Below are 15283 nucleotides of genomic sequence, written 5' to 3' on the forward strand. Positions count from 1 at the left end.
ATTCAGCCAGCCGCTTATTGCTCCGCTTGACGGTCGGCATAAGCCTGATTCAGCTCGTCCGTAATTTTTTGCAGATCTGAATCATTTTTCAATTTCTCAACAAATTTGTCCCAGTCCGACAGCGACAGCTTGCCGAGTATAATCTTGGTTTTCATATCCTGAATATTCTTCGCCAGCTCAGGTCCCACCGAAATATTCGTTTCCGAATACAATCCAATCGCTCTGTCAGGAACACTTATTTCTGCACGCTCGTCGATGATCTTTTTGTTCCGCTCAAAAATCTCCAGTGGCATACCGCCCCGATACGCGCGCATATATTTGTCATAATTCATGAAGATTTGACCAAGCGCCTGCGAGCCGACGATATCGGTCTTGGCCTTATCCGTCGCCATCTTGATTCCGTTCTCTTCAGTATAATGAACACCTTCCAGACCGTAGCTGGCCAGCGTTCCGCCTTCTTCCGACGCGCCATAGTCCATCAGTTCAAGCAGTTTTTTCATTTTTTCTTCCGATACCGTTTTGGGAATCACAAACATCCCGAAGAATCCGCCGTCTTTGTTGGTCCAGCCGTTCATGGAGACAAGCGGCAGAAAATCCGCGTCCGGGTTGCTCTTCAGATTCGCTTCCATTGGCTCCCACGCCGCTTCGACCGTGTTAACGGCGGCGCCTGCACGGCCCGCATTCAGCTGATCCTTGGTCTGGCTCTCTTTCAGAACAGCGAGATCTTCCGAGATCAACCCTTCAGCATAAGCTTTGCTTAACCATTCCAGAGCATCGCGCATTTCCGGCAACAGGTTAACGTTGACCAGCTTGCCGTCGACATCTTTCCAATCTCCGGTATTTTGCGTGAATGCGCTGACGATTGCCCCATAGCTGCCCATATTACTTTGATTGACCAATCCTGTGAATCCCATCGTATCGTCTTTACCATTGCCGTCCGGGTCGTTTTTCGTAAATGCTTTGAGCACTTCGTAAAATTCGTCTGTCGTTTCCGGAATCTCCATGCCCAGATTGTCTAGCCAGTCTTTACGTAGGAACAGGAATGGGCCTCCTTCGACCGGACGCACCCGAGGAATCCCATAATTTTTGCCGTCGGCCTGCTTGGTGTTGATCCAGGACTCTTTCGGAAACCCAGAGAGGTTAGGGTAGTCTTGAAGATAAGGCGTCAGATCCCAGAACGCACCCTGCTTCACCATAGTACGTACCTGAGCCGAGAAAGGATCATCGACCAGCATCAGATCGGGAATCTCACCCGACGCCAGCGTAACGTTTACCTTGTCGCCATAGCTGTTTGGTGATACCCACGTGATATTGAGATCGGTATTCGTTCTCTTCTCGATCTCTTGAATGATCACATTGTCTTCTCCGGGCGGTTCAGGTGTAAAATACATCGACATGATACTGACCGGCATCGGCTTTCCATCTTCCGGCACGCCGTTTTCCGCGTTTTGACTGCTGCAGGCCGCTGTAACCAGAGACAGAGCCATAATGGATGCAAACCCCAATTTCGCTCCTATTTTTTTTCTCACTTGAATCTCCCCTTTTATTCGGATATATAAATCAGCTTGCCTGTACCTGCGCTTACTCTTTCACCGAACCGACCATCGCGCCTTTTGCGAAATGTTTTTGCAAAAATGGATATACCATAAGGATCGGAACAGTTGCGATTACAACGGCGGCCATTTTCAATGTTTCCGACGGAATCTGCTGCTCCGCGGTTATCTCGACCGCTGCGGTTCCTCCTGAAGCCGTCGACGAGTCGATCAGCATGTTTTGCAGTAGGACTTGAAGAGGCTGCTTGTTGAAGTCGTTGATATAGAGCAGCGCGGTGAAGAAGGTGTTCCAGTACGCTACAGCGTAAAACAGGCCAAATGCCGCCAGCGACGGCAGTGACAGCGGCAAAATGATACGCCACCAGACTCCGATATCGTTGCAGCCGTCAATACGGGCCGCTTCTTCCAGGCTGGACGGGATACTGTCAAAGAAACCTTTCATCAATAATACATACCACCCGCTCGTTAGCACCGGCAGAATCAACGACCAGGTACTGTTGATCAAATGGAGATCGCGGATTAACAGGTACGGTGGAATAATACCGGGATTGAAGAGCGTTGTCAGCAGAATCAGCAGCAGCATCACCCGCCGTCCCTGCAGTCGTCTCCGAGACAGGGCATAAGAAAGACAGGATGTTACAAATAAGCTGAGCATCGTGCCGACGGTAGCCAGAAACGCACTGTTGCCCATTGCATGCATAAAAGAATTGGTGGACAACAAATACCGGTAAGAATCGAGACTCCACTTTTTCGGGAAAAGCGTCGCTTTGTTGCGAATGAATTCTGCCGGGTCGCTGAACGACACGACCAGCACGTAATACAAAGGAAACAACGTGACCAGACCGATTACAGTTAGAAAAAACAGATTAGTTGCATTGAATAGACGATCCATTTTGGACTGGAGCATAGGAAACCCGCCCTCCTTTCTTTTCTTTACTCCGGTTGGAACCTATGAACCTTCCTTTTAATAAACACCGTCTTCGCCGAATTTCTTGGCTAGCTTGTTCGCTCCGATAACGAGGATCAGGCCTACCAACGATTTGAACACGCCGACAGCAGTACTGAAACTGAGTTGTCCCTGCTTGATACCTAGCCTATACACATAAGTATCGAATACATCTGCGACTTCGGATACGGCACCGTTCATCATCAGGAAGACTTGCTCGAAGCCGACGTCCATAATATGTCCAATCCGCAGAATAAGAAGGATGATGACGACCGAACGGATGCCCGGCAGAGTAATATGCCAGATCTGCCGCAAGCGTCCCGCTCCGTCCATCTTCGCTGCTTCGTTCAACTGCGGATCGATCCCGGCCATCGCAGCAAGGAACAATACCGTACCCCAGCCTGCATCTTTCCATATCGACTGGACGGTCAACAGAACCCAGAAGTAATTGGGATTGGTCAAAAAGTCGATCTTGTTCAGACCGGCTGCCACTAGAAGCTGATTGACGATGCCTTCGCCGGTAGACAGAAGAAGAAACGTAATACCGACGATAATGACCCAAGACAGAAAATGCGGCAGATAAACAATCGACTGAATCGTTTTGCGGAACTTGTTGCCGCGCAGCTCATTCATCATGACCGATAACAAAATGGGCAGCGGGAAGAAAAAGATGAGTGACAGCAAATTGATCGCCATCGTGTTTCGGAACAAGATCAGAAAGTCGGGATTCGAAAAGAAACGGATGTAATGTTCGAAACCGATCCACGGACTTGCCCACATCCCCTGATAAGGCGAATAATCTTGAAACGAGATCAAGATTCCCCACATTGGCACATACTTAAATAGGATAAAGAACACGATGCCCGGTAGCGCAAGCAGATACAAAAAGCGATCGCGCTTTACGCCTTTCCAGATACTTCGTCTTCGTTCCGTAGCCTGGCTCATCTTGTAATCGCTTTCTATTTTTCTATGGCCGGCTGTGTCCATTCGGGAAGCCATCCCCCACACCTCCATCTGCTGGTTTACCGTTCACCCGGATCATCCGTGTTCCGGTCTGCTCGGGAGCGGTTAATGTCAGCATAGGGGCTGGGGCAATTTCCGGCAATCAACGCTTTTTGCAGCAATCTATTTAACGAAGTAAAGGCGTATCATATGTTGTGTGCGCTAAAGAAAACCAAGAAGGAAAAGTTCAAAAAATAAGCTGACCTGATAAGAATTTCCGGGAATTGACTTTTCTTGCAAGCGCAATCAATTCGCTCAACGACGCGGATTACGGCATCTTTTCACCTCTAAGGTGCCCATATAAAGCTTTTGGCTTTCTTCATTTAAGTGACAGCACGAAGCCAGTACTCATTGACGCGGTAAACGTTACGACAGGCATCGGAAATAAAATTCTAGCATTATCTTTCATCATGTAAGCCAGTCTGAAATCCACAGCAGATTCTTCCGCGGCCATACGAATGGCCGGCTGCATTTGACTAACGGCATGAACAGTAGCGTCATTACGAGATGCTCAGGAACAACAACAGGAGCGAAAGCGCCGGTAGTTAGAGGTGCGGCCTTAACGGGCCAGTAGAACGGGAACTTCTCGATGATCGAAAATGAGCAATAAAAAAACTCATGTTGGCTTTGCTTCTCAGCAGAAACCAACACAAGCCTATTTATTTGCTTTACCAGAAGCGATCTCGGTTACCCATCAATAAGGAGATTCCTTCCGTAAAGTAATAATCCCCGTAAATCAATGGGACATCGACATTTTGTTTTTCGGGGTAATGACTCGTTCCGTGTAAAATAAGCCCTTCCTCCGTTTCCGATTCCCAGGCTCCATAATTTGTATACAATGAATGAAGTATTTTTTTCGCGCTTTCCCTATAGATCCTTGCCTCATCTCCGTCAACCTGTTCTGCTAAAAGCAGAAGCCCACAAGCTGCGCAGGCTCCAGCCGATGAGTCACGGACCGTACGGCCCTCTTCAGACGAACGGAAATCCCAAACAGGAACATAATCTTGTGGTAGATTGGCTAAGAAAAATTGAGCTGTTTTTTTGGCGCCATTCAAGTATTGTTGGTTGCCTGTGTAATGGTAGCTCAGGCTCATTCCATAGATCGCCCATGCTGCTCCACGTGACCATGCTGATTCAGGTGAGTAGCCTTGTCCTCCCTTCACTTCAAGCTTTTCTCCGGTTTCAGGGTCAAAAGATACAATATGGGCAACCGATCCATCAGTCCGATAAAAATGCTTTAACACGGTATCCGCATGATTGGTTGCGACGTGCTTGTATCGCGGATCTCGTGTTGTGTTTGACGCCCAATACAGCAGTGGCAGATTCATCAGACAGTCGATAATGGCCCAACCTGCAACATCTTTACCATTCCACGCACGGATGAATTTCCCTTGGACGTTAAAACGCGCAGCGAGAAGGTTGGCGGCAAGTAAAGCCCTTCGTTTCGAATCATCTGATCCTAAAATTTTATATCTTGCTACGCTTGTTAAAGTCCACATGAAACCAATATCGTGATCTATTTTATTCGAATCGGTTAATAATACATCCAGCTGGCGTTCGCATGATTCTGCGGATGCTTTCAAATCCTCATCTTGCGTATCCTGATAAATAAGCCACAGCAATCCAGGCCAGAAGCCAGCAGTCCACCAGGAGGCTGGTTCCAATCGGTATTCTCCATTTTGACTTGCATGTGGGAATCCATCTCCGATACGCTGATGAACATGCTTCACTTTTGCCTTCGTTTGATTCCATGCTTCTTGCACCCAATTTGATTCGACCGTCATCCTTAATCTCTCCCCTCCTATTGTAAACGCCTACATTTCTCCCGAGATTGCTTTATCTATTTGAATTGTTCCACCAGACCATGCTTTCAGCGCAGTCCACTCTGCCTCTCCTTGCCAGAATTCAGCTTCCGGTGATAGCCCCAACGCTAGAAATACCGTCGTACACAGATATAAACTGCCTGTCGAAATATACCCTTCTCCAATTTCAGGTTGACTGCCGGCAAAGCCAATGCGAAGCCAGCCGGAATCATCGAATGTACCCGGCATCTGAATCTGCTTCCTGATGACGGCCGTAAGTGCGCAACGGACTTGAGCTGGTAACAGTCCTTCCGGGAGCTCCTCCCTAAGAGACATTAAAGACAGATGCTGGAATGCCCCGAAACGATAAGCAAGTGATCTGCCCAGTGGCGGGAAGGTCCCTTCAGGTGATATTAACCGTTCCAAAATGGCTGCATAACGTACTGCTCTTTTCAACACCTTGACTTGTAGTGCAGCCCAATCTTCAAATTGATCTCCTATTGCATCCAATATATCGACCAACATGGGTTGAATGACAAAGCTGTTGTAATAATCCCAGTGGAACGAAGGCCCATCTCCGTACATACCGTCCCCTTTGTACCATTGCTGATGTTGTCTTAAAGCATAATCTACACGCATACGATCCCAATCTTCTACGCCCATTCGGAACAGAGCGGCTTCAATCATGGCACTAAATAAGAGCCAATTGCTAAAAACCGGACGGATCACACGCGTAGATCTCAAAGCTGAAATCAGATTTGCTTTCACTTTATCATCAAGCACTGCATACAGTTCGTTTGGAGCACGGAGAACGGCGTTGGCAAGGAAGGCTGCGTCAACTAAAGGCTGTCCACCTTTTGTGAAATTCATATAATCCGGGGAAGTTGGATCAGTAGCCGCCTCGATGGCTTGCCTCGCCATAACGGCCATGTTAGATCGAATTTCTCCTTCCTCTCCAGAACGTGTTCCACGTTCGAGCCATGGTGCCATTCCGGCTAAGGTACGTCCTAATGCTTCCAAGTATGTGTAATTGGACCGATCACCTTCTCTCGCTTCGATAGGCATATCCAACACCATCCGACGTTCCGATAATGAATGTAGAACAGGCTGCGTAATTCGAACTAAGGTATCCACCCAATACTTCCTATCGTCCCCCATGTGTTCCCCTTTCATCAAGATGTAGTTTATATTAGTATAGGTCGTTGTATAATCCCCCACAATAAACTATAATCATCAAAAACTGACCTATTGTGCTGGGAGCGTGAACGGATGCTGAAATTAATTTCATGCGGTTTTCATACCATCCACCATGAAGGAATTATTAGAAATCGTCCGAAAGGTTCTGGTCATTACACTTTTGTATTCTTTAATAGCAATGCAGAGTTGAAGTTGAATGGGCAAACGATGATCGTCGAAAAGAATACTTTTGTCTTTTTTCAACCCGAGACTCCCCATGCTTACTGCGAAATAAAGAGCCCATTCATTAATGACTGGTTTCATTGTTATGGCGAAAATATGAATGAATTTCTTACAGAACTAAACTTCCCTCTGGACACTCCAATTGAAGCATCTGATCCGCTACTGATTTCCAGGTCCATCAAGGAACTACAGAATGTGAACCGGCTTAACGGAACGTTGCGTGAGCGTATCATAGACTGCGATCTTCGGTCCTTTTTCATGAAATTAAGTGATTTGCGGGAACGAACGGCTCCTCATCAACTGAATCATTATTACATCCGATTTAACGAATTACGTAATGAACTCTATCGCTCTCCTCACCAGAACGTTTCTGTAACTGAACTGGCTGCACGTTTAAGTTTGAGTAAATCTTATTTCCAACATATCTACAAGCAGTTATTTGGTTGCTCTGTAATGACCGATATGATTAACGGGAGGCTAGAGCACGCCAAATATCTTTTAGATCACAGCGAGATGTCAATAAATCAAATTGCTAGTACCTGTGGTTACGAAAATGACACTCACTTCATGCGCCAATTCAAAAAGTTTGTTGGCATGACACCAAGGCAATATCGATTTAGAGATGTCCCTGTCAAGTAGATTCTCAAACTCTGTAACTGGGCCTGGCGTACCGGCCCTGACACATCGTTTGCAATATACGATTTGCTTGGTGCCAAGTATGTGCAGGGCTCGATTAACATTTACTACTATGTTTAAAGACTGCTATCTTTAACATTTGTTCAGTCATATACTGTGCTGAGTACATAAAGTTAGATTAATCCAATAAGATATAAGTCCTATTACCGAAAATGCATTTTCATAAAGAATGATTTCTCTATTGATTTGCACAGGCACTTCATGAAACAGCAAATCAAAATTTTGTGTATAAACTTTTGCAATTTCTTCTGTTGATTTTTCCTTAAATTCCATATTTTGTATTTTCAATAACGTGCTAAACGTATTTGAGTTATCGCTAACTATTTAGCCCCCTAGCAAGTTGGGCAGTACACCCCTTATTGCGCTAGACTGAAAGAGGTACAGTGTCCAGTTTTCGGGGGTTTAACCAATCCTGTATTATAATTGTTTTAGAGTGTAATTTTATTTTCCTAGCATCAATGAGTGGTTTTAATGTATTTCGGTAAACCCTCTCTGGTTGTTTATACAACCATTTCCCTAGAATACTATATCGTTTAGCTGTAATAACTCCAAATGCGTTAAAATACCAAAACATACTCCGACCCATAATATGCAAAGGTTTATAGTTAATTTTGTGACTTGCTGACAAATGAATCTCAAATGTTTCAGCTAATTCACATGCAATCTGAGCACCAACAAATGTATATAATCGGTAATCGGATCAAGTTCTTGTCCATGGCTCGGGACAAGAACTTATACCGATAAAATAAAAAAGTCGCTAAAATAGCGACTTTCAATGGGATAAACTTCTTGTCCTTGACATCATTGCGTCTTCTCCCGGCTGTCTGGTGCCTTCTAATCAAGCGGGTATGTCAACTCCTTGGCCTTCTTGCGGATCTCATGATAAATTTCCGGTTGTCCGGGCTTTGGTGCGTGGTAACTGAAATTGTTTTCGATTTACTCGTTCATTTCTATTTATTATTCAATGACCGGCTGCCCGTTTAGCGAGGTTGCCGTTCAATTATGCTGCAGCCTCATGGTTCCTTTTATTTGAGCTATCGTTTCCCGTTAGTTCAATGAATGATTAACAACATGAAAACCACTCACTTTGTATCCGTCAAAATTAGCTTTAAAAGTAATTTGAACTATATCCGAGTAAGAATTTGTAGTAACTCGTCCTTCTAGTATGAACTCATGTTGAGGATAAGAGTTCGATTTCCTCAATGGTAAGATATGCTGTCTATCGATGAGAAAGTTACTAGCATACTCTTTCCTAAGTACGTCCATGATCTTTGGACGAAGTTCAAAAATAAGAACTTCTTCCAATCTCTTATGTTGAATATCGACATTATTCATAGTTGGCGACTCATCGCTGTATGCATCAACACCATCCAATATTGTAAAGTTGATAACCCCTATGGCCCAAATCAAAATAATACATCTCCCCCACATGAGAAATATCCTCCATTATTTTTGGCTATTTTGCCCTTACAGTTATCAAACTATACTGCCCGTTAGCTTAATGAAATTGCATGTAAAACATAGTTAGATACTTATCTAATCGGTAATCGGCTTATGTTCTTGTCCTTTACGGCAGTCGGTACAAGTTCTTATCCTCGACTCGGGACAAGAACTTGTACCGATAAAAAAAGAGCCGCTAAAATAGCGGCTTTATATGGGATCATGTTTTTGTCCCTCGACATAAAAAAGCCGCTAAACTAGCGACTATCTATGGGAGCATGTTCTTGTCCCACGTCAGTTTCGTATCCCAAAGCTGTTTGCGGTACACTACAAAGTAAATGAACTTAACTTCTTAACTTCATTGACAAATCCCAGTTTCGTCATTTCATCAATCAAAAAGTCTAGTAGGTCAACTCCATGCTCAAGTGAGAACTGTTCCTGAATATTACGAATACATGCGAGTTTGCTTTCCAAGCTTGCATCTTCAAAAAAACGTTTAATTTCATCTAATGGATTATCCCATTCCTCTAAGTTCAAAGATTTTGTGGGGACCATCATCACTAATTGGCATGACTCCGATTCCATTTTTAGTCATAACCCCAACTTCTCGTGCTCGACTTTCCATTGTTTCTTGCTTATACTGTTGAACACTTTCGAATGGCTCTACATCAAATTTCTCTATGATCTTTCTATAGAAGTAGTCTTCATCAGGAGTCTGGCCTTCATGCTTTTCATCGTCTTCCTGATCGAGGCTGAATATGTTTTAACCGTGATCAGCAATCTTAGAAAATCCCGAATGTTATTGGCAATAATTTTAACGCTGTAATCGGAATCACAAAAGCCCAGTCGTTCGAAAAGTGCAATAGGAGCGTATTCAAGATCTTCTATCGTGCTAAACTCTGTAATAAATCCACAATAGCTGTCTACTCTTGTGAACGTCAATAACACCATATCAATTGGCGCATTTGCATAGGTAAAGAAATCATTTTCTTCGTGAGAATAGGAAAAGCTTAGGCCTACTAAGTCCGCAAATTCTTTACCTCTTTCTTCTCTAATTTCTTCTTCCAATTCACGGAGCATAATCAGTGTTTTGGGTAGTTCATAATTACCCCTTCGAATCAATTTCATATGATTATCAGTCCTTTTAATGCAGTATTCGATTATATTTCGACTTGTTATTATTGTTTTCCTTTTCCTGGTCTTCCAAGGAGTTATGTTTTGGATTTACTTGGCGATCAAACTTTAATTACATTGATATACACATTCAATCTGTAGTACCAATGCTTGCTAAAAGAAAAGCAGGATCAAAACGTAATAAAACACCGCCAGTAATACTGACGGTGTTTAAATATTAGTCCAGAAGGCTGTAGATCTGAATGCTCTCCACCTTGGCATCCTTGATATGAAACGACATCACATCCACATAATTGGATGGCTCGTAACGGAAGTCATCCTCCTCATTAGGGGCTCCATCACCAAGCAGTTTCCCCTCAGGGTAGGCGTTTTTGAGTGTATCCAGGCTATCTCCTGCTTTAATGTTTCGCACTGTCGCGTACTTAGGATCTGTAATTTCGATATGAAAGATGGAGTCTTGTTTCCCCTCCGGTATACTGATTGTTTTAATCTCCAGACCAGGATACGTATAAACCTTTTCTGTAAAACCGATTAACGTATCCATGTTTGTTCCATCGCCGGCACTGTACGTATGAGATTTCAGCTTATCCGGTTTGCCCAGCATCTGTTCCATCTGATCTTCATTCGCTGTATCCGAAATCGCAATGGTGTGCTCATTATAGACAAAAGCAAGTTCCTTCAGCACCACATTGCCTTCCTTCTCCATCGAACCTTCCTTAATAGCTTCAGCACTCTGTCCTTCTGAATTTTCTGAAGCAGGCGCAGTAGGATTTGATGCTCCTTCGCCTTTGGCCTGTTCGTCGGGCGTGTTTTTTTCAGCCGAGTTCTGCGCCGCTTCTGGCGTCTTGGCACCATTAGACTGACAGCCCGTCAGTGCCATCGTGAGTAAAATACTCAGCAGGATAACAGCTGTCGCTTTGTTAATCAATTTCATCGTGATCCCTCCATAAATGTGTGATTTCTTCTTATGAAGTGATTATAAAAAAAGCATTTGTTAGTCTCATAACAGAATTGTATTAATCTTGTAACGTAACTATTTACGCGCGTGTTTACGCACGGGGTAACACAATCGTAACGGTCGTTCCTTCCCCGATTTGACTTTCCATGTCGATATATCCATTGAACCGCTCTACAATCTCTTTGCAAATAGAAAGTCCAAGACCTGAACCGTTCGCTGTGCTTGCATTTTTCGCCCGGTAAAAGCGTTCCTGCACTCTCTCCAGCTCATCGCCCGCGATACCGATACCTTGATCACGTATCCGTATAACTACCTCGCTTGGCGTATGTGTAAGCTTCAATTCGATTAGCGATGGACTGCCTGAATATTTGATGGCATTGTCCACAAGGTTGGCGATCGCATGGGACATCAGCATTGGATTCACGTTGGCGTGGACTCTCGTCAGAAGCTTATCCTCCGGTTCCGCTTCCGCCTCCCTGAACATAATCTCGATTCCTTTATCTTTGGCCTTGCCACCCATACTCGTTGCGACTTGCTGAATCAGTTCGTTCATTTCCGTCTTCCGGACTTCCAGTTCGTTAGAATCAGCCTTGTCGAATCGGGATAGCAACAACAGTTCATTAATCAAGCGCGTCAGCCGGTCCGATTCCTGCAGCAGATGAGCATAGATTTTTTGCAGCTCCTTGTTCTCGTTCTCCCCTTCATACAAGTATTGAGAGAAACCACGAATTGCTGCCAGTGGTGTTTTTAACTCATGAGATACGTTGGAGACGAATTGTTTCTGGTACTGAATGTAATCATGAAGCTGCCGCCCCATGGAATCCAGCCCATCTGCCAGCATGCCCAGCTCATCCTTCCGGTTTAGATGAACTCTCCGAAACTCCTGTCTAGAGAAACTTTGCGCAGCCCCAAGCAACAGCTTAATCGGCTTGGTTGTGTTGCGGGCAATCCACAGACTGGATAACGTAATCAGTACAATAAATCCGCCTGCACCCGCAAACAGGATATAACGAATTTGATCCATAATCGCATAAAAGTAGGAAATGTCCTCCACGAACTCATACACATAAGCGTTTTGGTAGTATTGATCCTGAATGGGAGTGGCAAAATAAAGCAGATGATCTTCCGTTACGGTGTAGGCATAACTGCCGCTCAGGGCTTTCTCAATATTCTTTTCAAAAATAAGAGGTTTGCCATCATTAATGATGATGCCATCCGCAGCCAAGCCCAGCAACTGCTTGGAGCTATCATAGATACGTACTTCCTTGCCTGAAGCTTTCAGCTTCTCCAGAGCAAGTCTGACGATTTCTTTTGTCTGCGGCTCTCCTGTCGATGATCTATGCTGTGCCAACACCTCACGGAAGGACAACTCGGACAGATCCGCCTTCTCCCTCATCTGTTTTTCAATGGTAATGAAGCTGTAGTAATCGATGGCTTTATTCACCGCAAAAATAATGATGCCAAAGGACAGCACGGAGAAAAATAAATAATTCAGCAGTAACCGGGTTGAATACTTCAGGCCTCGCCACCTCCAAGTTGATAGCCAAATCCATAGATCGTCCTGACATACTTCGGTTCGTCCGCGTTATCCTCCAGCTTCTTCCGTAATCGCATGATGGTCATATCCACACTGCGACTGTCTCCCATAAAGTCATATCCCCATCCGATCTGCAGCAGCTCATCCCGGGTGAAGATTTTGTCTGGCCTTTTGAGTAACGTTTCCAGAATTTTAAACTCTTTGGCCGTTAAAGACACGGGTACATCGTTTTTCAGCACCCTTCGGCTTTCCAGATCAAATGTCAGCTCTTCATGAATGATGCGTGTAGATTTCACTTCTGTTCCTTCACTTGATTCCTCCTTGCTCTCGTTTCTTCTCAGAATCACCTTGATCCGAGCGAGCAATTCACGATTGTCAAAGGGTTTGGTCATGTAATCTTCCGCCCCTAGCTCTAGTCCCAACACCTTGTCGATTACCTCATTTTTGGCAGAGAGCATGATCACAGGAACGGCACGTTTCCCGGTGATTTCCTTGCACAGGTCATATCCGGAGCAGTCAGGCAGCATCAAGTCAAGCACCACCAGGTCCGGCCCAAAAGCATCCAGCAGCTGCAGGGCTATTTTACCGTTTTCAGCCGTTTGAACGACGTAGTTTTCTCTTCTCAGTACGAGCTCAATTAAATCTCTGATTGCGACTTCATCGTCAATGACAAGTATTTTCTTCAATGTGCACCCCTTCTAGCCTTGTTCCCCAGCTTGAATCATCATTTACCCTCATCTTAGCACAGACACTTGAGATTCCTCCACCAACTGGAAGATGAGGTTTTTTCCACTGAGCCCAACGTTTCTTGTACCGATAAAACAAAAAAGCCGCTAAATTAGCGACTTTCAATGGTTCCATCAAACCGGGTTTAAAAATTCAATTTTTTAACTTATAGTTCAAACGATAAATTTCTTGTCTATGTAGGAGAAAAGTGTTTAATAACCATTTTTAATTATTTCAACGGCTTTCTCAACATACTCGTCCCTACCTTCCGTAATTCCTTCAATGGTTGGATCAAGACGAATATCAGGCTGCACTCCTATTCTTTGCGTTGGTTTTTTATCTGGATAAAATATACCGATTCCACTTATGCCAGTTTTTATATTTCCTGGGAGAGTAATTCTAAATAAATTGCCATCCGCTCCAGCAGTTGGCCTCCCAAGAACTATTGAATTTTCTGTTTTTCTCAGCAACATCGTTGTAAACTCACCGTTACTCATAGTATGTTCATTGATTAAAATCACAACTTTCCCTTTATAAACCTCGTCATCTGTCCGTAGAGGCTCCCCTGAGGTAAGTGGTTCAAAATAATATTCACCTGGTACTGCACGATTAGGAAGTGACGCTTTGGCAAACTCTTCCTCAGAAGGGATCAGATATTGGGCCAATTTATAGTCAACTGAGCTAGAAGGGTAGTTTCTAAGATCAACAATCAGACCTTTAGTGTCCCACCATCTTTTCATGATGCTATCAATCTCGCCATCTACCAACAGACCGGCATTAATATAGTAGATCTCTCCGTTCTCCATTGCTTGTGATTTCGTATAAACAAAGTAATTAATCTCTTGTAGGCTGCTCGTCGCACTTATGTTCATCGTTTTTCCCTGTCGAATTACAGTAACGTCCATATTCTTTTGATGAGTTCGGAATAATGCATTAAAGAAATGACCTGACGTGTCTTCTCGTGATTGTGAGATGTATTTTCTTCTATCTTCTAATAATTCATCAATATTATTGTCACCTACTTTTAATACTATGTCTCCGACCTCAAGTCCACATTTGTTATAGACTGTACTTATAACAATCTGATTGTTAATTTCGACAAAGTTTACGGGAAGCCGATATATTCCAAAATACTCAGTAATGGATTCTCTATTTTTGCCACCCAAATAAACATGAGAATCATGTACTCTAGTTGTTAGTTCTGCTAAGGTCATGAAATAGGAATCATAATCAGACCCATCTATCATTTTAGGAATAAACTCTAGAAGCACTTGATCCCATTCCTCTCCTATGACATCTTTATAAGGAAAATAGTATTCGATAATATTCCAATAGCGGAATAAACCAAGCAACCTGTAGCCGGTGTCATCAAATTTCATATTAGTATAAGCGTTTTCATTATGCATAATCCCTAAGGGTGATTCATCATTAAAGCTAACGTATGCATTTTTCCGTTCTGAAATGTTAGAATCTAAAATCTTTGATAATTCAAGACTCAGATCTGTTCCAAGATATTCCTCATCCTTGGACCAATCTGTGGTTGGACTGAGTTGTATGGAATCTTCGGAAAACTGGTATTGGTGTTCAAGATCCCCGGTAATGCTCTCATTACCTAGCGTATGAACCCAATCATAGAGAATTGAATTCACATCCGAATTTTCTTCTAAAATAGAAGGCATCACCCGAAATAGCTCATAGTCCCAATTTAGATCCCCAGATACAACCTTAGGATGGTAATATTTCACCACTCCCCATACCTTACTGAGCTTAGCAAAATCCTCGATCTTCTGTTCAGAAAGGCTGGAAAATTTCATTCCACTTCCTTGGTCATACTCCTGCTTCTGCTCCTGCTCTTTCACTTGTTCAAGCTGGTGAGTCTCCTGTGATGCAAAACAACCTGCAGTAGTGAGGATAAACAATACACTGATAAATACAAAGAACATACGGTTTCTTCTTTTTTTTAGTCTCACCGTTTTCCACCTTTCAGCTCAATAATTTATCTTTTTTCTTGTAAATCTTTTAGAGTACATTCTCACTCTTTACTCCGTAACCGTTTGTCCGGTCCTTTTC

At 43.7% G+C, this 15283-nt stretch carries 13 protein-coding genes; 1 reads left to right on the plus strand and 12 read right to left on the minus strand.

The window, feature by feature from the left end:
- Positions 1 to 14: 14 nt before the first annotated feature.
- The 5 genes from BJP58_RS03135 to BJP58_RS03155 form a co-directional block, all read right to left on the minus strand.
- Complete coding sequence (locus tag BJP58_RS03135) at positions 15 to 1529, minus strand: extracellular solute-binding protein (RefSeq protein WP_233354936.1); 1515 nt, start codon at positions 1527 to 1529, stop codon at positions 15 to 17.
- 52 nt (positions 1530 to 1581) lie between these two features.
- Positions 1582 to 2460 carry a carbohydrate ABC transporter permease gene (locus tag BJP58_RS03140; protein WP_194542754.1) on the minus strand — a complete coding sequence of 293 codons (879 nt, stop codon included), beginning with the start codon at positions 2458 to 2460 and terminating at the stop codon, positions 1582 to 1584.
- Positions 2461 to 2517: 57 nt separating this feature from the next.
- On the minus strand, positions 2518 to 3444 hold the full coding sequence (locus BJP58_RS03145; protein WP_233355106.1) for an ABC transporter permease: 927 nt from the start codon (positions 3442 to 3444) through the stop codon (positions 2518 to 2520).
- A gap of 725 nt (positions 3445 to 4169) precedes the next feature.
- Entirely contained in the window at positions 4170 to 5285 is a 1116-nt protein-coding gene (locus BJP58_RS03150; RefSeq protein ID WP_194542755.1) for a glycoside hydrolase family 88 protein, read from the minus strand.
- 30 nt (positions 5286 to 5315) lie between these two features.
- A complete protein-coding gene (locus tag BJP58_RS03155) occupies positions 5316 to 6461 on the minus strand; it encodes a DUF2264 domain-containing protein (protein WP_194544794.1) in 1146 nt (381 codons plus the stop codon).
- Positions 6462 to 6572: 111 nt separating this feature from the next.
- On the opposite strand from BJP58_RS03155, the gene BJP58_RS03160 reads away from it, so the two are divergent.
- Positions 6573 to 7361 carry a helix-turn-helix transcriptional regulator gene (locus tag BJP58_RS03160; protein WP_194542756.1) on the plus strand — a complete coding sequence of 263 codons (789 nt, stop codon included), beginning with the start codon at positions 6573 to 6575 and terminating at the stop codon, positions 7359 to 7361.
- A 144-nt stretch (positions 7362 to 7505) separates the two neighbouring features.
- Here the strand turns inward: BJP58_RS03160 and BJP58_RS03165 are convergent, their stop codons facing one another.
- From BJP58_RS03165 to BJP58_RS03195, 7 genes are all read right to left on the minus strand, one after another.
- Positions 7506 to 7706 (minus strand): hypothetical protein, encoded by a 201-nt coding sequence (locus BJP58_RS03165; protein ID WP_194542757.1) that lies wholly within the window; start codon positions 7704 to 7706, stop codon positions 7506 to 7508.
- A gap of 1479 nt (positions 7707 to 9185) precedes the next feature.
- Positions 9186 to 9395 carry a hypothetical protein gene (locus BJP58_RS03170; protein ID WP_194542758.1) on the minus strand — a complete coding sequence of 70 codons (210 nt, stop codon included), beginning with the start codon at positions 9393 to 9395 and terminating at the stop codon, positions 9186 to 9188.
- 141 nt (positions 9396 to 9536) lie between these two features.
- A complete protein-coding gene (locus BJP58_RS03175; protein WP_194542759.1) occupies positions 9537 to 9986 on the minus strand; it encodes a hypothetical protein in 450 nt (149 codons plus the stop codon).
- Positions 9987 to 10209: 223 nt separating this feature from the next.
- Positions 10210 to 10926, minus strand: coding sequence for a hypothetical protein (locus tag BJP58_RS03180; RefSeq protein WP_194542760.1), 717 nt, complete (start codon positions 10924 to 10926; stop codon positions 10210 to 10212).
- A gap of 115 nt (positions 10927 to 11041) precedes the next feature.
- A complete protein-coding gene (locus BJP58_RS03185) occupies positions 11042 to 12394 on the minus strand; it encodes a sensor histidine kinase (RefSeq protein WP_233354937.1) in 1353 nt (450 codons plus the stop codon).
- A gap of 71 nt (positions 12395 to 12465) precedes the next feature.
- Positions 12466 to 13173: a response regulator transcription factor gene (locus BJP58_RS03190; RefSeq protein ID WP_113061273.1), complete on the minus strand. Its 708-nt coding sequence runs from the start codon at positions 13171 to 13173 to the stop codon at positions 12466 to 12468.
- 252 nt (positions 13174 to 13425) lie between these two features.
- Positions 13426 to 15183: a S41 family peptidase gene (locus BJP58_RS03195; RefSeq protein ID WP_194542762.1), complete on the minus strand. Its 1758-nt coding sequence runs from the start codon at positions 15181 to 15183 to the stop codon at positions 13426 to 13428.
- Positions 15184 to 15283: the final 100 nt, after the last annotated feature.

It is taken from the genome of Paenibacillus sp. JZ16 (assembly GCF_015326965.1).
Lineage (GTDB): Bacteria > Bacillota > Bacilli > Paenibacillales > Paenibacillaceae > Paenibacillus_AQ.